Consider the following 20,345-nt stretch of genomic DNA (forward strand, 5'->3'; position numbering starts at 1 on the left):
TTATTTACTCTAACTGTTTAAGTTTATGGGCGACCAACGGATCATCCGGCGCTAATTGCTGGGCAACTTCCAGTAATTGAATCGCATCTTCTGGGTGGGTTTGTTGATGTTTCAGTGCAACGTCAATCAAAGGCTGGATATCGATTTGCGCTTGATGCTCTTGCACATGCGCTTCTTTTTCATCAATCAAGATATTATGTGCGGTGCTTAATAAGCCAAGTCGGTGGGCTGAATTTTTATTGGCACGGTTTAAGCGCTTATAATAGTCTTCTTTAAAGCGTAACGTTTTGGTTTGTAACCTAAATTGTGCAATATCAATTTGTTGATTCAGCATAAAATCAACCGCTACTTGCTTATAAAAGCCAAATTTATTTAAATAAGTCGCGTGCGTACCATGACCCATACCAAATACGCGTAAATGAGTCAGTTGCTCATACCGTTTAGCGTGGCTGCGATCGATTCGATTCGTCGGATCGTAAATGATATACCCTTTCGCATCCCCTAGGTCGAGATCGTGGTAATCCCCTTCCCAATCAAACTGCTGTGCGATATCTGTACTTGAACGGTCATCCCAAGGGGCGATCTGTTTATTTTTGGTACTGACTGGGTGGAATAACAATACCTGATCCAGTTTGAGTAATCGGGCAAATGCACCAATGGCGAACCCGCCTCGGCTCAAGCCATAACCCAAGCGCTGTTCAAATGGGTCTAACATGGTTGCAATTTGCTCGAGGAAAAAAATCACATTGCGATTTCTAAACCAGTTACTTTTTCCAAGGTGCTGAAAAGCAATCACATTGACACCCTGTTTTTTCGCTAGTCGATAGCCCCAAGGTGCAAAGTCATCATGGAGATCATGTTCTTGAACATCGGTTCCAGCGGGTGAAAACAAAAACAATAAAGGTCGGTTCAGATCAACAAAATCATACTTAACGTACACATCGCCAAGTAAATCCCCCCCCATCATAGGTAATCGAGCTTGCTGCTCTTCACGGGGTTGTGTTAACCATTCATCTAACCAATACAGTAATTTCATTTTTCCTCCAACTGATGAAATTCAACGGCGATCATAACAAAATAGCCCTGCTATTAGAAATTTGATTTCTGTTCCGAGCAATTTATTGGCCTTTATATCGCGTAGTGTTGAGCGCACATAAAAAAACGAGGCATGGCCTCGTTTTAAGTCTGTTTTGAAAACAACCAGTTATTAAAGTGACAAATGCTCAAACACTCCGTCATCAACACGGTTAGCTAAGGTCACTTTTAGTTTTGGGGTTCTGGCCATTTCGCGTTTGATTGCAAAATCGGCTTCTTCATTACGTGCCCAGCTTCGACGAGCGATACCGTTGTTCACATCGAACAGTAACATCGATTTTAAGCGTCGCTCAGCATCGGCGGTACCATCAAGCAGCATGCCAAAGCCGCCATTAATGACCTCACCCCAACCGACACCGCCGCCATTATGAATAGATACCCAAGTCGCGCCACGGAAACTATCTCCAATCACATTATGAATCGCCATGTCAGCGGTAAAACGGCTGCCGTCATAAATGTTGGAGGTTTCACGAAATGGTGAATCAGTACCGCTCACATCGTGGTGATCTCGGCCCAACACCACAGGACCTATTTCACCACGGTTGATGGCATCATTGAACGCTTTGGCTATTTCCATGCGCCCTTCTGCATCGGCATACAAAATACGCGCTTGCGAACCCACAACCAGCTTATTTTGTTTCGCGTCTTTAATCCAAGTGATGTTGTCTTGCATTTGCTGCTGAATTTCAGCCGGTGACTCTGCCATAATGCGTGTTAATACTTCTGCAGCAATGGCATCCGTTTTGTCTAAATCGTCAGCTTTACCTGATGCACACACCCAACGGAACGGGCCAAAGCCATAGTCAAAACACATTGGTCCTAAAATATCTTGCACATACGATGGGTATTTAAAGTCTATGCCGTTATCAGCCATCACATCGCCACCAGCACGTGAGGCTTCAAGTAAAAAGGCATTACCATAATCAAAAAAGTACGTCCCTTTTGCGGTGTGTTTATTCACAGCAGCTGCATGGCGCTTAAGGGTCGCTTGTACTTTTTGCTTAAACACCTCGGGCTCTTCGCGGATTAAACGGTTTGATTCTTCATAGCTCACATCAACTGGGTAATAGCCGCCTGACCAAGGGTTGTGCAGCGACGTTTGGTCTGAGCCTAAATGAACAAAAATATCTTGTGCATCAAATACTTCCCACACATCAACTATGTTGCCAATAAACGCAATCGAGACCACTTCTTGATTTTTTTGTGCCAATTTAACTCGTGTGACGAGATCAGCCATATTATCAATCAGCTCATCTACCCAACCTTGTTGATGGCGCTTAATCGCTGCTTTAGGATTCACTTCGGCACAGACCGTAATACAGTTTGCAATATTGCCCGCTTTAGGCTGCGCGCCACTCATGCCACCTAAGCCCGCAGTTAAGAAAATTTTGCCTTTTGGGCTGTCGCCTTGCGCAAGCACTTTACGAAATGCGTTCATCACGGTGATAGTGGTACCATGGACAATACCTTGCGGACCAATATACATAAATGATCCTGCTGTCATTTGGCCGTACTGTGTCACCCCTAAAGCATTAAATTTTTCCCAGTCATCTGGCTGTGAATAATTGGGGATCATCATGCCATTGGTGACCACCACACGAGGGGCTTCTTTTGAAGAAGGAAACAACCCCATCGGATGCCCTGAATACATGTGCAACGTTTGGTCTTCTTCCATTTCGCTTAAGTATTTCATGGCTAACAAGTACTGCGCCCAGTTTTGAAACACCGCACCATTGCCGCCGTATGTAATTAATTCTTCAGGGTGCTGAGCCACGGCAGGATCTAGATTGTTATCTATCATCAACATGATGGCTGCGGCTTGCTCGCACTTTGCAGGGTAGTCGCTAATTGAACGGGCACTTAAGTCGTAATTTGGCTTAAAACGATACATATAAATGCGGCCAAAGTCTTTTAGCTCGTCGGCAAATTCAACAGCCAGTTCGTGATGCCATTCTTTTGGAAAATAACGCAGCGCATTGCGCAGCGCGAGCTGCTTTTCATCGGCCGATAAAATATCTTTGCGTTTGGGCGCGCGGTTCGCATCCTGCGGATACGGCTTAGCAGCAGGCAGCTCACTTGGGATCCCTTGCTGAATTTGTTGTTGAAAGCTCATCGTTACAGTCATTATTATTGGCTCCTTAATTTACTTTCAGTGATTGTGATTTAACCAGTGCAATCATGGCATCAATATCCGGCTTAAGTAAGCGGTCTTCTTCAAGTTTGGCGACTTGTTCACGAATAATGGCAAAGTTTTCTTCGATGATGTCTGAACAGGTATTTGGGCGTCTAAAGTCAATGGCTTGCGCCGCATACATTAATTCTATGGCGATAATTTTTTCTAAGTTACCTAAAATTTGGTTCAGTTTACGCCCCGAAATACTGCCCATTGAAACATGATCTTCTTGCCCCATTGAGGTTGGCACACTGTCAGCGGAAGGAGGGAAACACAGCGATTTGTTTTCTGTTACAAGTGCTGCTGTGGTGTACTGCGGGATCATCATGCCCGAATTCAAACCACCCGATGAGGTCAATAAGCGTGGCAAGCCATGTAAACCTTCAAGTAATAAATAACAACGACGATCGGCTATATTGCCCAGCTCAGCAGCTGCAATTGAGGCATAATCAAGCACCATTGCCAACGGTTGACCATGGAAACTACCACCAGAAATCGCCTCTTCACTGCTGATAATAATTGGGTTATCTGTCACTGAATTCATTTCGATTTCAGCTAATTCTTTAAGGTGATTAAACGCGTTACGCGATGCGCCATGAACTTGAGGAATACAGCGTAATGAATACGGATCTTGGACACGATCACAATTGCTGTGTGCCGCCATATTATTTGAGTCTTTAAATAATCGTCTCATGCGTTTAGCCACTTCAATATTCCCGGCAAAGGCTCGCAATTGATGAAGCTCTTCTCTAAATGGCGATTGGCTGCCTTGCATCCCCTCAATACTCATCGCCCCAGCGACATCAGCTAAATCAAGTAAATAACGCATTTTGGTTAATGCGGTAATTGCATGAGACAAAATAAACTGGGTGCCATTAATCAGCGCTAAGCCTTCTTTGGCATGCAATTCTAGCGGCTCAAGGTTATGTTCTTTGAGTGCTTGCGCAGCTGGCACGGTAGCGTCACCTTGCCAAAATTCACCTTCACCAATTAAGGGTAAAAATAAGTGTGATAACGGTGCTAAATCTCCCGATGCGCCGACCGAGCCTTGCTCTGGCACAGTTGGAATTAAATCAAGCTCAATAAACTTTAACATCCGTTCAACAACGGCTAAGCGAATACCCGAAAAACCTTGGCTTAACGCTTGGACTTTGGTGATCAGCATCAGTTTTGAAATCGGTTTTGCAATGGATTCACCGACGCCAACGGCATGGGTAATTAACAGGTTTTTTTGCAGTAAATGGGTTTCTTCTGGAGAGATTTGCGTGTCACACAAGGGGCCAAAGCCAGTATTAATACCATAAACTGCTTTGTCAGAAGCGGCCATGACATCAACGTTTTGTCGGCTTTTATTTATATTATCAATTGCTTGCTGGCAAAGTTCAGCTCGAATGCTGCCATCTACGATACCATTGACAATTTCTAAGTTTAATTGGTCAATTCCATATCTAAAGGTCATGTAACTTTCCTCTCTCATTATTCTTTATATGCCCTTTTGGGCGGTCAATGGCGTAATGCTAGCTTGCTGTGGTTGTTTTATAAATGCATAATAATCGATGTTTATTCCGATATTATCGAACTAATAAGGAAAGTGCCGATGCAAGTGCATGATGTTGACCTACGCCTTTTGCGTATTTTTGTTGCGATTGTTGAATGTGGCGGGTTATCGGCGGCTGAATCGCGCTTAAATATTGGCCGTTCGACCATTAGTTCGCATTTATCGGACTTAGAAGTCCGCTTGGGGATTACGCTGTGTAAACGTGGGCGCAGCGGCTTTGAATTGACCGAGTCAGGGCGGATCACTTATCAGGCATCGCTTGAGCTATTGCAACAATGTGGTGCCTTTGCCAGCACTGTTGCGAGTTCAAAAGATGAGTTATCGGGCCGAGTGACGCTTGCGATTATCGATACTTTGGTCAGTGATCCACGCTGTGGCGTTGCACAAGCCATCGCCGCACTTAAAAAGAACAGTAAAAATATTCAGTTTGACATCAATGTCTGTGAAGCACGCGAAGTAGAAACATCCGTGGTGAATGGCCGTTCATTAGTGGGCATTGGCGTGAGCCGTCATCATTTGCGGGGCCTCAATTACACCCCGCTGCATAACGAAAAAAACTATTTATATTGCGGGATCGGCCATCCTTTATTTGATTGCTCAGCCTCATCGGTGAGCAAATTACTGACCGAGGCCGAAGTCATCACCAGTAATTACATGCGCGACAAAGAGCTTAGAAACGATGGCTTAAACTACCAAAACAGTGCAATTGCCTATCACGACGAAGGGATTGCACACTTAATCTTATCGGGTCAGTTTATTGGCTACTTACCTGAACACTATGCAGCTCATTGGGTCGATAAAGGTCTCTTTAAAGCCATTAACCCCGCGCAATACTCTTATCAAATACCGGTGATGCTCATTACGGCAAAAACGGCCACCCCCTCGCCCTTAGCTGAGGCGATCATCAACGAAATAAAACGCAGCCATCAGTAACGTCTCGATGGATTAGGTATACTTGAAGCAATGAAGCAACGCGGGGACAACACGCCTGTTTTAATCATCGCCTCCTTTGAAGATTACGATGTATTGGTCAAGGCCATTAATTTAGGGGTGAAGGGGGATGTAATCAAAAACATCGAGTTAGAAGCGTTTATCGGTGCAATTACTACCGTCATCAGCGGTCAGCTCGTACTGCAAGATGCGGTCACGCACTATTTACTCAATCAACAAAATACCCCAAGTTATCATTTAACAGCAAAAGAGCTCAGTGTATTGCGCTGTATGTCGCTAGGAATGGCCAATAAAGCCATCGCGCTTTATCTCGATAATTCAGAAGGCACCATTCGAAATCACGTATCGCAAATCATCGGTAAATTAGCCGTGCAAGACAGAACGCAAGCGGTGATTAAAGCGATTCAAAACCAGTGGGTGTAAACCAGTGAGTATCAGCGTGAGTACCACGCCACATCTGTGCATGATACTCGCCGCCTAAACGCGAATTAGCGTTTGCTAAACAATAAAGTCATGCGATTAGATTCGCCGACGTTCTTGAATTTTTCTTTATCCGCTTCTTCTTTCACATTTAGCGAAGGAGGTAACGACCATACGCCGCCTTCAACACCGTCGACAATAATGCGGTCTTGGCTATTGTTATGAAAATACGCTTCCGCTTCTAAATCAAACCCGGCAGCATTGGCCACTTCCACAACATGCGACTTAGGTAAATACCCTTTTTTCGCCGTTTCAACAGCATCGTAACCTTCAGGCGCTTGATGTTGAACCACCCCAAGTTTTCCGCCTTTTTTCAGCATTTGGTTAAATTGACTGAATGCAGCAGCTAAATCGTTACTATTTTGTAAGCCATGTAAACCGCGAAATGTCAGCACGACATCTGCATCTGTGGTGGCTGTATCGACGCCTGCTTTAGGGTCAAAATCGGCCACAATGACTTTGCCATACACGCCTTGGTTGTCTGCCAGTTTCTTTTCAAAATTAGTGCGTGAGCGCTTACGGTATTCAGAGGCAACATTCGCTGGGTAATGAGCTGCGACTAACGTGCCTTGCTCTTTTAACATCGGCGCTAAAATCTCAGTGTACCAACCGCCACCCGGCATAATTTCAACCACTTTGCTGTTTGGTTTGACACCAAAAAAATCAAGCGTTTGATAAGGCTTACGGAATTCATCTCGCTGCTGATTTTTGTCACTACGGTGGGTGTTATCAACACTGTGATGACCATGTCCATCGGCCAATGACGCAAAGGGCACTGAAGCACACAGTAACAATGCTGCTGGAAGGAATCGCTTAGAATTGTTCATTTTAGTTTCCTGAGTTGAGAATAATTAACCCAGTTATACACTGACATTTGAATAATAGGTCACTGTTTGCGATGAAAAATTTTACACTTTACGCTAAATGACCCTGACACTCATTTCCTTACTCTGCGCGATACGCTTGCCCGGCCTGTAAACCGCACTGATGTGGCGCAGTATTTTTAAACGTAACAGGTATCGTTTGTCCGCACGGAAGCTGATTATAATTTGGCGGTAAATTTGGCCCACATTGTTGCACATCAAAATGCAAGTGATGCCCACCCGTTTGCCCAGTATCACCACTTTTCGCAATTAACTGCCCAGTTTTAACTCTTTGCCCTTCAGAGACCAACGCCCCATCATGGGTTAAATGGATATAGCGTGCAATTGAGCCATCATCATGGCGAATAAAGACATAATTTTCGTGAAGATCTTGACCATTACCATCATGAAACTGCTCCCTGATAGCCACGACAACACCTTCTCTTGCAGCAACAATCTCAGTCCCTATCGGCATGATAAAATCTAACGCAAACAGCCCAACGCCTTGAGTGGACTCTCGGTAATGTCCAGTCGACACCACCACTTCGTGAGTGGTACCAACTTGGTAAGGGAGCACATAAGGCGATGCTTCCTGACTCGAAAAAACACGGCAATCGAGGGCTGGCTTGGCAAACACTGCGGCACTACTGAATAGTAAGGAGCTTAAAATAAATGAAGTTTTTGTCATTGAACTGTCCATGATTAAAAACTAATTAGGCGAAGCAAAAATATAAAAGGTTTAAATAAGGAACAGACAATTAAAATTAATTGCATCAAACTGAATGACGCTGTCTAGGTGAAGTGGCTCACAAACAAGAATGCTCAAAGGAAGAAAGGCTGCCGATGACACTCAACAGCCGGGCACAATTAATGTGGTTTTTTAGCACCAAACTGGACGATTTCTTTACCGTTTTCAAATACTTCTTGTGTCACCCAACGGCCAAGTAGCAACTGATGGTTATTATCAAGCACAGCAACAAATGGGCGACCATTACTATTGTTGGTTGCCAATGCGATGCCTGCTACATCTTTGAGACCTAGGCCGCCTTTATCAACTAAAAGAACAAATGCTTCGAGTTCTTCAAGGGTTTCAATTAAGTCGTTATCATTAATCATACTGAGTTGCTCCGCTATACTGCGCCAATTCTGAAAGTGTGTAGAATAACAGGATTAAATACCGCGATAAACAATCAAAGCCCGTGAAGGGGCTTAACCTTTCAGATATTTAAACACTGTTTGATAGCAGCAACTCTTCGTCACGGCTAAGCTGAGCGTGATATTAGAGAAATGAAACCAGCATTTGCCCTCAACATCACTTTTCAAATTCACACTCTTGTCGCACTAGATACAGCAAGCCCCTTCACTGTTGTAACCTCAATGATGTTGTGCAATAGCCGTCGAGCTAGACCACTATCAACAATCGATAATATTACTTACATCATAGCTAACTTCAAAATACATCGGCTGCGATTTCAGCGATAGTTCAGATCTTGTTGTTTGTTTTTAAACCATGCAGCCCTTAAGGCGCTTCAACATCATACTGCGGATAGCTCCTGTTAATTGACGGATAAAACAAAAGGCAGTGCCATTGCGCAATAAAAACGTGATAATATAACATAACCAAGTGAGGCTAATCTGTTGGAAATGGCCCCCCTCAACCCTGCAGCCTTAACACTGGTGCTGACTGATTTATCTATCACTGATTTTACTGAAACATTTTTCGATTGGAGCAAGATATGAGTTTAAAAGAACGTATACCGGTCTATTTATTAACGGGTTTTTTAGGGAGTGGAAAAACGACCTTGTTAAATTCGCTGGTCAAACAACCTGGAATGGAGCGTAGCCTCATTTTAATTAATGAATTTGGTGAAGTCGGTCTGGATCATCTTTTAGTCAGTCATGCCAAAGAAGATGAAAATTTAGTGGTTGAGCTTGGCAGCGGCTGTCTGTGCTGTGCAACTCGAGGGGATTTTGCAAAGACATTGCGAGATACTCCGTGGCGATATGCTCGTGATGGCCAACCCCTTTTTGATCGAGTCATCATTGAAACCACAGGTTTGGCCGATCCGACTTCGATCATTCAGACACTCATGCGCGACCGAACAATCCATTTGCAATTTCGTTTACAAGGGGTTGTCACAGCAGTAGATGCCATCAATGGTGCGTCAACTATCACCCAGCACATTGAAGCACGTAAACAGGTGAGCGTTGCTGATTTATTATTAGTGACAAAAGCCGATTTAAATGTTGAAAAACACACTTTAGATACCTTATTGCAACAACTTGCTGAGCGCAATCCTACGGCCGATATTCAAATGACAAACAATGGCACTGTGGCCGCCAATTTAATTTTGCAATTAGATCACATCGAGCCAGCAGATTCGTCAATTCCACTGAAAAAATGGCTTAATATCAGTTCTGTTTCTGCACAACCCACAGGCAATAACCTCAAGGCATTTGCACAACTAAACCCGATTAGCGAGCCTCAGAATGATATCAATCGCCATAACGACCATATTCAAGCCCACAGTTTTATTTTTGATGAGCCCTTGAGTGAAGCAAAATTTGGTATGTGGGTGGACATCATGGTGCCACTTTTTGGTAAAAATTTGCTGCGTTTAAAAGGAATTATCAACATACAAGGTCATGCAGGCCCGGTTGTGATACATGGTGTTCAACACACCTATCACCCTGCGGCCTATTTACCTGAATGGCCAGATGACGACCGTCGTTCTAAATTAGTCTTTATCACCTACGATATCGATCGCCAAACGTTAGAGCGCACTTTTGAAGTGTTTAAAGAACGCAATTATGAAACTGAGGCCAAATTTCTCTCTGAAGCTCAAAACGAAGAACACTCAAAACAAGAATCAATCAGCGTGTAACCTGTCACCTCCTCTCTTTTTTCATCGCAATCGAGCGGATTGCTATAACAAATAAAGAGGAGGTAAAAACCTGTCGAGCTAAAGTGCGCAATCCAAGCCCAAAACGTCAAGTCAAAGCATTATTACTAAAGACAATAAAACACTTCGATAACAACAATTAACACTAGCGGGATCATTAGATTATTCGATAAGCTTACTGCTTAATTGGCCTAAAAAGAAGAATGATAACAGCATGACAAAAATGAAAGCCAAAGTATTGCGTTATGACGCCATTGATGTCGAAACCGTCTTTGCCAAAGAATCCGAGCTGCTTGATGCCATCAAACTCGGTCAACTCGACCAAGCCCTCTTATTATGGCAAAGCTGTGATCGCACTCTCGTATTGCCTGCTGGGAATAAGTGGCCGCAAACAGTGCTTCTGAACAATGCGCTCAATCAGATCGGTTGGCAGGTTTTAGCTCGCAAAACGGGCGGCGCACCTGTGCCACAAACTCAAGGGGTGATCAATGTTTCTTACCTTTATGCCCTTAATAACGATCAGCCTTATTCTATTCCTGATGCTTATCGTGATTTTTGCCAAATTTTGAGCTCATTTTTCAGTCATTGGGATATAAAAGTTGAGGTCCATGCGACACCTGGGAGCTACTGCGATGGTGACTACAACATCAATATCGCCGGTAAAAAAGTGGTTGGCACCGCCCAACGTGTTGTACTCAAAAAAGGCGGTGGTAAAGTGGTACTGGCACAAGCCTGTATTTTAATTGATGTTAATCCCGTTCAACTCGTAGCACCAGTCAACACTTGTTATCAACACAATCAGCAAACTGAACGTGTGCAGGCCAACGTGCACACTTGCTTATTTGATCACACCCCACACCGTCCAGAGCTTGACCAACTATATCAAACCTTGTACCAGTGTTTCGCTCAAGCACAGCGCACCCCAGCATAAGAACATGATAGAAAACGTGAAAACAATTTAGCCCGGATGATTATTTAAGCGCCGCATGATGCTACAATTGCTGCGTTTTTTTATCATTGGAGTGTCCCCCTTGAAATACTCGTTGTTCAGCTGTACCTTACTCTTGGCTCCCTATTCTTTTGCCGCAGATACTCAGCAACCAGACGCTTTGGCTCAGTACGCGGTAGAGCAATACCAAAATGCGCAAATTCATACCTTAAGCAACATGGTGTCATTTGAAACGGTCAACAAGCCAGGCACAGATACCCTGACCAATCCAGAGTTTATTGGCTTTAAAACCTTGCTCAAAATTAAAGCTGCAGAGCTTGGGTTTGATTATCAAGATCAAGGCCATACCGTTTTAATCGGCCTGGGCAACCAAGCCGAAAAAGTCACCGTTGTGACTCATGGCGATGTCCAGCCGGCAGATGCCAGCAAATGGCAGCACAGCCCATTTAGCATGGACATGACCTCAGAGCCGGGCAAAATGATTGGCCGAGGTACCGAAGACGACAAAGGTGCCATCGCCACCGCTCTCTATGCCATGAAAGCCATCAAAGACCAAGGCATCACACTCAATAACCGTATTGAATTGATGATTTACCTTGCTGAGGAGTCAGACTGGGAGCCATTAAAAACCTTTATGACCACTTATCAGCAACCTAAATATGCAGTAACGATTGATGCTTCTTATCCTGTTGTTGTCGCAGAAAAAGGCTGGAGTTTAATTGCACCTACGTTTTCGGCCGATTCAGCACAAACGGGCGTATACGTCACTCAATTGCAAGGCGGGGCGTTTGTCAGTCAAATCCCAGAAGACGCAAGCCTAATTCTTCATAACAGCACTCCAGAAACCTTAGCCCTAATAAAGGCCAATCTTGCACGTATGCCTGAGGTCAACGTTAGTTTGCACACTCAAGACAGTGGTCTGCTAATCAGCGCTAAAGGCGAATCAGCTCATTCATCAGAGCCTGAAGCAGGTCGTAACGCCATCGCCTATTTAGCCGAAGCATTAAAAGGTTTAGAACTTGAAAACAACAGCGATGGCCAAGCAATCAAGTTTATTAACCAGCTGATTGGATTAGATTTATATGGCAAACAGTTTGGTGATATTGCCTACGAACACGATTTTATGGGCCCAATGACAGTGTCACCCACATTAATCACCCGTAGCAAAAACGCAATCAAGCTATCGGTCAATATGCGCCGCCCAGTTGGTAAAGACGAAAACGTACTAAAAAGTCAAATCGATACCGCGCTCAACCAATGGCAGACCCGTAATCAAGTGGTATTAAAAGACATCACGATCAGCCTAGGTAAACCTATGCTGCTCGATAATGCGCCTCATGCCCAGGCCTTACTGGATATTTTCAAGCATTTTACAGGTGATCACGACGCTGGATTTGTCTCTATCGGGGGAGGAACCAATGCTAAATTATTCGATAACGCAGTATCATTTGGCCCTTCCATGCCGGGTAAAAAGTACACAGGCCATTCTGAGCACGAGTTTTTGACCGTGGAGCAAATCAAGCTCAACTTAAAAATGTACACCGCAATGCTGGTTAAGCTGGGCAATATGTAAACCACAGCACAATGCACTGAATCAGTCGCAACACAACGACTGAATCAGTGCACTTCATTCATCCAGTGCATCTGACTCTGTGTGTTGATATTTCCCCAATTAATGAAGGATTGATTATGATAGTGATATACGGAATAAAAGAGCAGTTAAACCCTGTCAAAGCAAGGCTTTCTGATGCCATTCATACTGCGATGACTGACGTATTAGGCCTACCCGAAAACAAACGGGCTCATCGATTTATCCCAATGGATAAATCAGACTTCTATTACCCCGAAGGCCGAAGCGACGCCTACACAGTCATCGAAATAAACCTGATGGCTGGACGTAAAATCGACACTAAGCGTACGTTAATTAAAGCTCTTTTTGCTTGCATAGAGGCCCAAGTAGGGATTTTACCCATTGATATTGAAATTACCATTAAAGAGCAACCCGCTCATTGTTGGGGATTTAGAGGGATGACAGGTGATGAAGTTCAAGATCTCGCGTATAAAGTGAATGTGTGAACAAGGACGATTTAGAACATGAATAAGCGTTTCATTTATCTCATTCTTATTTTACTTGGCGTAAGTATCGCCGCATGGCAGCTCACTGTCTCTGAAAAAGCCCCCCTACCTTCAACCGTAAAACCTGCGGTGACCGACTCTTTTTCCGCCGCTATACCTCACAAGCAAACCGAAAAACAGACATCGATCAACCCAGAAGACACTTCGCCCAATCCACAATTAACAGCTAACAACGGGCAAGCGCTTATTATCATGAATACGCCAAATTGGAAACTGGATGGCCAATTAGCTGACCACCTGCTCCAATTAAAAACAGCAGCGGATGCGGGAGATATTGACTCAACATATATCCTGGCTGAAAACCTCCAATACTGTTTTTCCGCCCCCCTTAACGATCAAGCTTTACAAGCAAAACTCGAGACAATTGCCACATACAGTGATGCTGGCGAAGCTGCTGAGCAAGCAATTGAAAAGTACACTTATTGCCAACACATCACGCAGAATGAACGCAACCAGTTTTATCACTACCTAGCCGATGCCGCAAAGCTCGGCTCTGTGGCAGCCCAAGCACGGTTTTCGAGCCTGACGCCGGAGTTTTATATGCAATCTCAAGGCTTTAAAACTCTGCAACGAGAGGCTTACCTTGCCAAACGAGATGCATTTAAGCAGCAAAAATTAGCCTTTTTAAGCCAAGCAGCCCAGCACGGCAATGAAATGGCCCTGATGACGTTATCTAACTTGCACCACACTCAGCAAACAGGTGAAAACAGCTTAGCTCACTCTTATGCTCTAAATAGGCTACTTATGGACATCACTCAAAGTGATGAAGTCTATAATCGCTATGCGTATTTTGAACAGCGCCAATATCCACAACTGTCTGAAAATGACAAGATGATTGCTGAAGAACTACTCACCCAATGGCGTGAAATCATTGAGCGTAACGGCACGCTCTACCCACATCCTAAATTTAACTAAGTTGCTATTTTAAAAAGCAGCAAATAAGAAAAGTACTAAATAAACAAATTATCTGCTTTCATGCTCTTTTGTAAGCCATCGCTATCACAACCAAACCGATGCAAGCTGATCTCTAAACGATCAGCGAATTAATTGCTCAACAACCCCCTTATGGTATGAATATCACCCCCCATAATTGAAAAATATTCACCTATTGGTGTTTTTAATTTATGCTTGAATCAATTCCAACTTGGCGCAAGATTGATGAAACATAAATATCCTCCTCTTCACTTACTGAGTATTTTTGAAGCCGCAGGCCGGTTAGAAAACTTCAAAGCAGCCAGTGAAGAGTTGTTTCTTACTCCCTCTGCGGTAAGCCACCAAATAAAAGCCCTTGAAGCCCATTTAGGGTTTGAGCTATTTCAACGAAAAAGCAGGGGCGTTAAGCTAAATGTCGCAGGTGAGGTATATTTAACGTTTATTCAACACGGGCTGAGCCAGTTTGAAGAAGGGACAAAAAAAATTACCCATCGCTTCTCATCGCCCTCTTTGAAGATATCATGCTTTACCACCTTGGCCAGTAATATCATTATTCCACAGTTAGGCGCCTTTCAAGCTGCACATCCAGAGATTGAAATTCGAATCGAGATTGGTAATCAATTAGTTGATTTACGTTACGATGATATTGACTTAGCCATTCGGTTAGGAGATGGAAACTGGCCCAATACAGTCACAGAGAAACTCAGTGATGTGAGTATTTCAGCGGTGTGCTCCCCACAATTTGCTCTGCAATACCAGCCACAATTACTCACAGATTTTAGCGAGATCCCGTTGATTGATGTAAGTTATATAGATAATGCCTGGCCAAAATGGGCACGCACTGTAGGAGTAAAACTTGGCTCCCGCGAGCACGCACTCACTTTCAATGACTACGATTCTGCAATGAATGCAGCAACGCAAGGCCTAGGCATGACACTGGCCATGTTTCCAATAGAAAACGCCTCATTAAGCCGTGGAGTGATTGTCGCACCATTTAATGAATTTAAGCCTTACCCGAAATCACTGTATGCGGTCTATCGCCAAAAAGATGCCAATCGCCATGATATTCGATGCTTTATAAAATGGCTAAAACAGTCTGAACTACTCACCCCATAATAGATGAATATGATTCACCTATTAGGTGAATATTTTCCTTTTGTCCCACCGCGAGTTTGTTTCTAAGATGCTCCTATTCCCTTAGCAAGCAAAATGACTTTTATTATGTTCAACCTAATCTGTCTTACCTCTTACCGTCTGATCGCAACTTTGGCGGTTCTGACACCATTGGCCATCAATTTAATCACACAAGGTGGTTTGGTCACGTCTTTGCTTTATGCACCCTTATTGACTTTGGTGCTGCTACTCCTTAGTGTCTATTGCGATACAAAACTAGTCGCAATGATCGCACACAAACAATATCTTTCCCGCTCCAACCAACTGAAAAAACAACAACTTGGCTTTTCAGCTATAGTAAAAACGAGTAATGAGCAGCAATAAAAACTAATTCAATATGCGGGAATAACCGACCCCTAATCAATAAATAGAGGCTCGGTTATCGATTTTGATAGTTGCTATTGATGCTGATTTAACAAGGTTTTCGCCCAGCCATAATCAGGGTTGATGTCTAATGCTTTTTGCCAATCTTGCTTAGCCAGTGCAAGCTTGCCTGATTTCATATTCACCACCCCACGCCAAGTATAAGTTTCAGCAAAGCCCCAGTGATAATTCGAATTCAAATCTGATTCGTAGGCGCTTATTGCATCAGTGAATGCGTCTTCAGCCTCTTTGCGGCTGCCACCAAACATACCCGGCGTATTAAATTTGGCAATACCTTGAATTAAATGCACCCGAGGATTATTGGGTGAAAGGGCTTTGGCTTCCTCTAGCATCGCGCTCGATTTTGCGCCATAAAACATCCCTTTCATTGGCTGCATGGCAATTTTATACCCATACACTTGCGCCAATAATGCTTTGATTTCAACTTCATTGGGCTGCGCTGTATCTAATGCTTTAAGCAAAACAATGGCGTCATCAATCCATTTAATGGCTGACTCTGTTTGCCCTTGTAAGTTAGCACTCAAAGCTAAACGGTACAAAGCAAACCCCTTATCATACCCTTCAACTTGCCCCACGAGTGCGGTTAACGCTGGTAAGTCTAATTGCCCTGCCGCAACTTCTATTTGATCGATTTCGTATTGACCTGCTAATGCGTGTTTACTGCTCAACATCGCCAGTGCAATACCACATACTGTAATGATTGATTTCATGTTGTTTCTCCTTTTAAGTTACGTAATGAGTATGGATAAAACAACACAGATAATTGAGGGTAGTTTGTCACCAATATACAATGACAAAAGTCATCAATTCACTTAGCGTAAATCTTCAAGAAAACAAGGCAAGTAAGCCTGGGTTCGATCACATAAGTTTATGCGTAAAAAGAAACTAATTTAGATGTAATGGCACGTATTGATGATGACGTTCTCTAAACGGTACGGTGTTTAGAGAACGTGACACCGATAGCTATAAGCGAATGCAATGGCCTAATGAGGGGAGATATTTGACTTTTTAAGCGCCTCTAAGATGGCAAATTTAGTGGCTGGTTTGACAATATAACCATTCAAACCTTGTTGGGCCCATTTTTTAATCATCTCTTTGTCTGTATTGCCGGTCAAAGCTATAATGGGTAGCTTCTCATACCCTTTGATAGTTCTGATATTTTTGGTGGTGTTATAACCATCTAGGCCAGGCATAAATAAGTCCATAAAAATGGCCGATATTTGATCTTCTTTTAAAATCTGAATGGCTGAATTGCCATTTTCAACCCCAAGCGCGCTGTACTCAGCATCCCTGAGAACCTTACAAATCATTTCTCTGTAAATTTCATTATCATCAACCACCATGACCTTTTTATCTTTTGCCGATACTGGTACCGGTGGTGACACTGGCGGGGCTGCTTTTTTAACTGGAGCAGCCGCTTTTAACTTTTCTTTTTCTAAGAACTCTTCTGAATACTGTTTTTTATTTTCTATGTTTTCTTTTTCTACATTATTTAACTCAGCATCACAGTGTTTAAGTGCTTGTTGATTGGACTTCAATCGACCTAAAATCTCGATGATATTATGAGATAGTTGGCCTTCTAGAGCCGAAATTAAAGGATCGAGGTATTCCTCACGCAAAATGTTATACAGCTCAGGTTCCGCACTTAACGAGTCGTCGTTAGGTTTTATCGTTTGCGCTTTAGTTTGTTCAAAACTGAGTTTAATTTCTTCGTGCTGCACAACGACTTGGTCAATAAGCGAAGACAGACTTTCATCTATTTTGCCAAAATGCTCTTCGCGGATCCGATTGATATTTTCTTCGCCTTCAAGTGTGTCGAACATACGTTGTAAAATTAACCTGAGTCTGAAATTTTCATACATAGGTTTATTAACAAAATAATCATCAAACAAGCCTTTGCTACAACACTTAAACGCGATGCCTGACTCTTTATTATCACAGAGTAAAATTGTTTTATGCCTATAATTGAACAGTTTTTTTTCGATAAGTTCTGCATATGTTTGCACGCAACTCGATACATGGGTATAACCCAAAAGCACAATAGGCGGTTTTGAATCAATCAACACTTGGTAAATATCCGCAGGCTTGACTAAAGCCCGAAAAGCATCAACCTGTGATGAAATAAGCTCACAGACTCCTCGGTTATCATCGATATCATTTGTCAGGAGGATAACTTGAGGATGGCGCTCAGCATGATCTAAAGATCGACTCATCTATTAACTCCTAATTTAGTTGTCCCATCTATACAGTGCACAAGATTAACTACCAATCCACTTTTAGCCGTCGATTGACACTCAACCAACGCAGAGTAAATCAGGGGGAGGTCAATGAATGAAAACTGCAGTTGAGCAAACTTTTTAGGGAATAAAGTTGCTTGTTTCACTATCAGTGCGGGTTTTTGACTGCTTGAAAAAAGCAATTTTTTCAAGCGTTCTACTGTAAAGAAAACCGATACAAAATGGCCGTTCCCCCTCCAAAATGAGCTGAGCACCTGACCAAATTTGAGCGCAAATATAGGCAAGAATAAAACGCTACAACACAACACTTTAAACAATAAATTCATATATTTATTTCTTTTTAATGATTAGTGAAACTCAGAAGTACCGACTCGCGATAGAAAAAACAGCTCTATTTTCGATGCGATTAATCTTCACTTTATAACATCGTAAAAACCAATTAAAAAATCAGTACGCTAATCAATTTAATATTATCAGAGCTTTTTTATTTTGCTGACGATACACGACTTATTATGTACTTTTTAACTTTCTTAAAAATGCGACTTAACAGCTCATTGTCGTCTTTTTTAAGTCAAGCTTTTCATCAAGTGAGGCATCCACTCACCTGCGAGCAATAACATTGCAACAAGCTCAACAGACATCTTTTTTACCTATTTGGCTTTAAAAAATCAGGATGCGCCCTTGCCATCAATCCAGCGATTAATTTCTTTGGCTTGTCTTGTTAACTCCCTATGTAAACTCTAGTATAAAAATCTCACAAAAGTATTAAGGTACGATTATTTATACCTTTTTTACAAACACTCTCCTTAAAAGTGATGACCAAGTGCGTTAAACGACTCTTGAGCATTAAAACCCTCAATACTCTCATTCAAGATCTGAGTCACAATCAATCTAATCAAACATTATTTCAACTGGCTATTCTCACCTCCCTTCTTAGCATTCAAGTGTTTGTCGCACGTATTAACTTTCTGACCATACATAAGATCATTTTTTATCCTAAGACTTCATGCAGCAATGTAATCAATGCGCTATATCGTGCAGGTAGCACCCTATTTTTCTTTTTTACAATAAAGAGCGTTTCGATCACAGGGGAAGCGGGAGTAAACACTGTCAACAAGTGAGCCTGTTCAAAGCTTTCGATTGCACGTTTAGGTAACACAGTAAAGCCAATCCCTTTTGCGATAGGCTGTAATATTTGACTGATCTGATTGATGTAACCAACTTCTGGTATATCTGAAATCACTAAAGTTTTTAAGTGCGGATCATGGGATTGCTCAATATAGATTGATAAGTAGTGCATTAAATCTGGGTGAGTAATCACTCCCATTTTAGTCAGTTGCTGAGCCAATCCCTGATTCTTAGCGAGCGGTTGCCCTAAAACCAAACACAACTCTTCATGGCCCAATACTTCTGTATCAAACAGGCTGCTATTTGGTGCATCTGTGACAATACCAATATCAATTAGGCCTGCTTGAAGATCAGCTAAAATTTGATGATTTGGTGCCGCTTTCAGCTTCATCACTAAAGACGGATAATTCAACTGTAAGTCAATCAGTTGCGTATACAGTGCCAGCGCCACAGCCCCTGACGACGCGACTAAACAACGCCCAGAGTGAGGGTCATCAAACGACAGCTGCGCCATTAATGCTTGCTCATTTTTAACTGATTTTTTAGCGTGTTGGTACACTAACCGACCCTGCTCTGTCACCTCAAAGCTCTTTTTGTCTCGATTAATCAACACAAAACCACACGATTGTTCGAGTTTACGAATATGCTGACTCACTCCTGGCTGAGTCATAAACAGCTTTTCTGCCGTTTTTGTAAAGTGGCCAGTCTCTATCAACGTGATAAAAGTCTGTAACCAAACTGGATTGAGCATGCATCACCATAATTAAACGTTATCAATTTAATTATAATTGATAATTTTAATTAATAAAAAATGATTCATACAATGAGTCCGTCACACATTAATCACGTAACAATGCAAGATGGAGCACAAAATGAAAATGAATCATATCGGCATAATGGTCGGCGACATGAGTCAAGCCGTTGAATTTTATACACAGGTATTGGGTCTTCGAATTATTATGAACACGACCCAAGTAAAAGAAGAACGCCACACTGCAATTGGCAAAATGTGTATCGCAGTATTTGGTGAAGGCTTCAAAGAGTTCAATATTGCCCACCTTGTTACTTCAGATGGGATTGGGGTGGAGCTATTTGAAATGAAAGAGCGCGATGAGCGTCATGAGGTCAACTTTTCTCGTGTAGGAATTTTTCATTTTTGTTTACAAACTAACGATTTTGCAGGTGTAATCGAAAAAACGCAGCGCTTTGGCGGCAAAGTGAGAATGGATATCATGCGCTATCATCCCGAAGACGACAGCAAACCCGCTAAAATGGTTTACCTTGAAGACCCCTTTGGCAATTTATTTGAGCTTTACTCGCATAGTTATGAACAAACTTATTCATCAGATTACGAGTAACCCATCCGTCCTATTATTTAACAG

The 20,345-nt window shown here is 42.6% G+C and carries 19 protein-coding genes; 10 read left to right on the forward strand and 9 right to left on the reverse strand.

Going from position 1 to position 20,345, the window contains the following annotated elements; all coding sequences use genetic code 11:
• Nucleotides 1–4: 4 nt before the first annotated feature.
• The 3 genes from AC3KVK_RS11945 to hutH form a co-directional block, all read right to left on the reverse strand.
• Nucleotides 5–1,036: a cytosolic protein gene (locus tag AC3KVK_RS11945; protein WP_490313168.1), complete on the reverse strand. Its 1,032-nt coding sequence runs from the start codon at nucleotides 1,034–1,036 to the stop codon at nucleotides 5–7.
• A gap of 171 nt (nucleotides 1,037–1,207) precedes the next feature.
• Nucleotides 1,208–3,220, reverse strand: a complete 2,013-nt coding sequence (gene hutU, locus AC3KVK_RS11950) for a urocanate hydratase (protein ID WP_490313167.1) — start codon at nucleotides 3,218–3,220, stop codon at nucleotides 1,208–1,210.
• A 13-nt stretch (nucleotides 3,221–3,233) separates the two neighbouring features.
• Entirely contained in the window at nucleotides 3,234–4,727 is a 1,494-nt protein-coding gene (hutH, locus tag AC3KVK_RS11955) for a histidine ammonia-lyase (protein WP_490313166.1), read from the reverse strand.
• 138 nt (nucleotides 4,728–4,865) lie between these two features.
• On the opposite strand from hutH, the gene AC3KVK_RS11960 reads away from it, so the two are divergent.
• Together AC3KVK_RS11960 and AC3KVK_RS11965 are read left to right on the forward strand one after the other, a co-directional pair.
• Nucleotides 4,866–5,759: a LysR family transcriptional regulator gene (locus AC3KVK_RS11960; protein WP_490313165.1), complete on the forward strand. Its 894-nt coding sequence runs from the start codon at nucleotides 4,866–4,868 to the stop codon at nucleotides 5,757–5,759.
• Nucleotides 5,760–5,789: 30 nt separating this feature from the next.
• A complete protein-coding gene (locus AC3KVK_RS11965; RefSeq protein ID WP_490313164.1) occupies nucleotides 5,790–6,200 on the forward strand; it encodes a response regulator transcription factor in 411 nt (136 codons plus the stop codon).
• 65 nt (nucleotides 6,201–6,265) lie between these two features.
• On the opposite strand, the gene AC3KVK_RS11970 is transcribed toward AC3KVK_RS11965, so the two are convergent.
• From AC3KVK_RS11970 to AC3KVK_RS11980, 3 genes are all read right to left on the reverse strand, one after another.
• On the reverse strand, nucleotides 6,266–7,084 hold the full coding sequence (locus AC3KVK_RS11970; RefSeq protein ID WP_490313163.1) for a class I SAM-dependent methyltransferase: 819 nt from the start codon (nucleotides 7,082–7,084) through the stop codon (nucleotides 6,266–6,268).
• 118 nt (nucleotides 7,085–7,202) lie between these two features.
• Nucleotides 7,203–7,808, reverse strand: coding sequence for a M23 family metallopeptidase (locus AC3KVK_RS11975; RefSeq protein WP_490313162.1), 606 nt, complete (start codon nucleotides 7,806–7,808; stop codon nucleotides 7,203–7,205).
• Nucleotides 7,809–7,987: 179 nt separating this feature from the next.
• The gene (locus AC3KVK_RS11980) at nucleotides 7,988–8,236 is read right to left on the reverse strand and encodes a hypothetical protein (RefSeq protein ID WP_490313161.1); all 249 of its coding nucleotides are present in this window, start codon (nucleotides 8,234–8,236) and stop codon (nucleotides 7,988–7,990) included.
• Between the two features lie 620 nt (nucleotides 8,237–8,856).
• Here AC3KVK_RS11980 and AC3KVK_RS11985 point away from each other — a divergent pair.
• The 7 genes from AC3KVK_RS11985 to AC3KVK_RS12015 all read left to right on the forward strand — a co-directional run bounded on the left by AC3KVK_RS11985 (nucleotide 8,857) and on the right by AC3KVK_RS12015 (nucleotide 15,538).
• Nucleotides 8,857–10,005, forward strand: a complete 1,149-nt coding sequence (locus AC3KVK_RS11985; RefSeq protein ID WP_490313160.1) for a CobW family GTP-binding protein — start codon at nucleotides 8,857–8,859, stop codon at nucleotides 10,003–10,005.
• A gap of 232 nt (nucleotides 10,006–10,237) precedes the next feature.
• A complete protein-coding gene (locus AC3KVK_RS11990; RefSeq protein WP_490313159.1) occupies nucleotides 10,238–10,954 on the forward strand; it encodes a lipoate--protein ligase family protein in 717 nt (238 codons plus the stop codon).
• A 55-nt stretch (nucleotides 10,955–11,009) separates the two neighbouring features.
• Nucleotides 11,010–12,545: a dipeptidase gene (locus AC3KVK_RS11995; RefSeq protein ID WP_518526911.1), complete on the forward strand. Its 1,536-nt coding sequence runs from the start codon at nucleotides 11,010–11,012 to the stop codon at nucleotides 12,543–12,545.
• Between the two features lie 116 nt (nucleotides 12,546–12,661).
• Complete coding sequence (locus AC3KVK_RS12000) at nucleotides 12,662–13,048, forward strand: tautomerase family protein (RefSeq protein WP_490313158.1); 387 nt, start codon at nucleotides 12,662–12,664, stop codon at nucleotides 13,046–13,048.
• Nucleotides 13,049–13,066: 18 nt separating this feature from the next.
• On the forward strand, nucleotides 13,067–14,023 hold the full coding sequence (locus AC3KVK_RS12005) for a hypothetical protein (protein WP_490313157.1): 957 nt from the start codon (nucleotides 13,067–13,069) through the stop codon (nucleotides 14,021–14,023).
• Nucleotides 14,024–14,266: 243 nt separating this feature from the next.
• Entirely contained in the window at nucleotides 14,267–15,157 is an 891-nt protein-coding gene (locus AC3KVK_RS12010) for a LysR substrate-binding domain-containing protein (protein WP_490313156.1), read from the forward strand.
• Between the two features lie 93 nt (nucleotides 15,158–15,250).
• Nucleotides 15,251–15,538, forward strand: a complete 288-nt coding sequence (locus AC3KVK_RS12015; protein ID WP_490313155.1) for a hypothetical protein — start codon at nucleotides 15,251–15,253, stop codon at nucleotides 15,536–15,538.
• 74 nt (nucleotides 15,539–15,612) lie between these two features.
• On the opposite strand, the gene AC3KVK_RS12020 is transcribed toward AC3KVK_RS12015, so the two are convergent.
• The 3 genes from AC3KVK_RS12020 to AC3KVK_RS12030 form a co-directional block, all read right to left on the reverse strand.
• Complete coding sequence (locus AC3KVK_RS12020) at nucleotides 15,613–16,308, reverse strand: tetratricopeptide repeat protein (protein ID WP_490313154.1); 696 nt, start codon at nucleotides 16,306–16,308, stop codon at nucleotides 15,613–15,615.
• 273 nt (nucleotides 16,309–16,581) lie between these two features.
• Nucleotides 16,582–17,811, reverse strand: coding sequence for a response regulator (locus AC3KVK_RS12025; protein ID WP_490313153.1), 1,230 nt, complete (start codon nucleotides 17,809–17,811; stop codon nucleotides 16,582–16,584).
• 1,015 nt (nucleotides 17,812–18,826) lie between these two features.
• Nucleotides 18,827–19,714 (reverse strand): LysR family transcriptional regulator, encoded by an 888-nt coding sequence (locus AC3KVK_RS12030; protein WP_490313152.1) that lies wholly within the window; start codon nucleotides 19,712–19,714, stop codon nucleotides 18,827–18,829.
• 121 nt (nucleotides 19,715–19,835) lie between these two features.
• Here AC3KVK_RS12030 and AC3KVK_RS12035 point away from each other — a divergent pair, with 121 nt between their 5' ends.
• Complete coding sequence (locus AC3KVK_RS12035) at nucleotides 19,836–20,321, forward strand: VOC family protein (RefSeq protein WP_490313151.1); 486 nt, start codon at nucleotides 19,836–19,838, stop codon at nucleotides 20,319–20,321.
• Nucleotides 20,322–20,345 lie beyond the last annotated feature (24 nt).

Source organism: Pseudoalteromonas sp. J2K-J979, assembly GCF_058169715.2.

Coding starts and splice junctions, on each gene's coding strand:
- AC3KVK_RS12025 (WP_490313153.1), bottom strand. CDS start 17,811: ATGAGTCGATCTTTAGATCATGCTGAGCGCCATCCTCAAGTTATCCTC.
- hutU (WP_490313167.1), bottom strand. CDS start 3,220: ATGACTGTAACGATGAGCTTTCAACAACAAATTCAGCAAGGGATCCCA.
- AC3KVK_RS11985 (WP_490313160.1), top strand. CDS start 8,857: ATGAGTTTAAAAGAACGTATACCGGTCTATTTATTAACGGGTTTTTTA.
- AC3KVK_RS11965 (WP_490313164.1), top strand. CDS start 5,790: ATGAAGCAACGCGGGGACAACACGCCTGTTTTAATCATCGCCTCCTTT.
- AC3KVK_RS11975 (WP_490313162.1), bottom strand. CDS start 7,808: ATGACAAAAACTTCATTTATTTTAAGCTCCTTACTATTCAGTAGTGCC.
- hutH (WP_490313166.1), bottom strand. CDS start 4,727: ATGACCTTTAGATATGGAATTGACCAATTAAACTTAGAAATTGTCAAT.
- AC3KVK_RS11970 (WP_490313163.1), bottom strand. CDS start 7,084: ATGAACAATTCTAAGCGATTCCTTCCAGCAGCATTGTTACTGTGTGCT.
- AC3KVK_RS11960 (WP_490313165.1), top strand. CDS start 4,866: ATGCAAGTGCATGATGTTGACCTACGCCTTTTGCGTATTTTTGTTGCG.
- AC3KVK_RS11980 (WP_490313161.1), bottom strand. CDS start 8,236: ATGATTAATGATAACGACTTAATTGAAACCCTTGAAGAACTCGAAGCA.
- AC3KVK_RS12010 (WP_490313156.1), top strand. CDS start 14,267: ATGAAACATAAATATCCTCCTCTTCACTTACTGAGTATTTTTGAAGCC.
- AC3KVK_RS11990 (WP_490313159.1), top strand. CDS start 10,238: ATGACAAAAATGAAAGCCAAAGTATTGCGTTATGACGCCATTGATGTC.
- AC3KVK_RS12030 (WP_490313152.1), bottom strand. CDS start 19,714: ATGCTCAATCCAGTTTGGTTACAGACTTTTATCACGTTGATAGAGACT.
- AC3KVK_RS12005 (WP_490313157.1), top strand. CDS start 13,067: ATGAATAAGCGTTTCATTTATCTCATTCTTATTTTACTTGGCGTAAGT.
- AC3KVK_RS12015 (WP_490313155.1), top strand. CDS start 15,251: ATGACTTTTATTATGTTCAACCTAATCTGTCTTACCTCTTACCGTCTG.
- AC3KVK_RS12000 (WP_490313158.1), top strand. CDS start 12,662: ATGATAGTGATATACGGAATAAAAGAGCAGTTAAACCCTGTCAAAGCA.
- AC3KVK_RS12035 (WP_490313151.1), top strand. CDS start 19,836: ATGAAAATGAATCATATCGGCATAATGGTCGGCGACATGAGTCAAGCC.
- AC3KVK_RS11945 (WP_490313168.1), bottom strand. CDS start 1,036: ATGAAATTACTGTATTGGTTAGATGAATGGTTAACACAACCCCGTGAA.
- AC3KVK_RS11995 (WP_518526911.1), top strand. CDS start 11,010: ATGATGCTACAATTGCTGCGTTTTTTTATCATTGGAGTGTCCCCCTTG.
- AC3KVK_RS12020 (WP_490313154.1), bottom strand. CDS start 16,308: ATGAAATCAATCATTACAGTATGTGGTATTGCACTGGCGATGTTGAGC.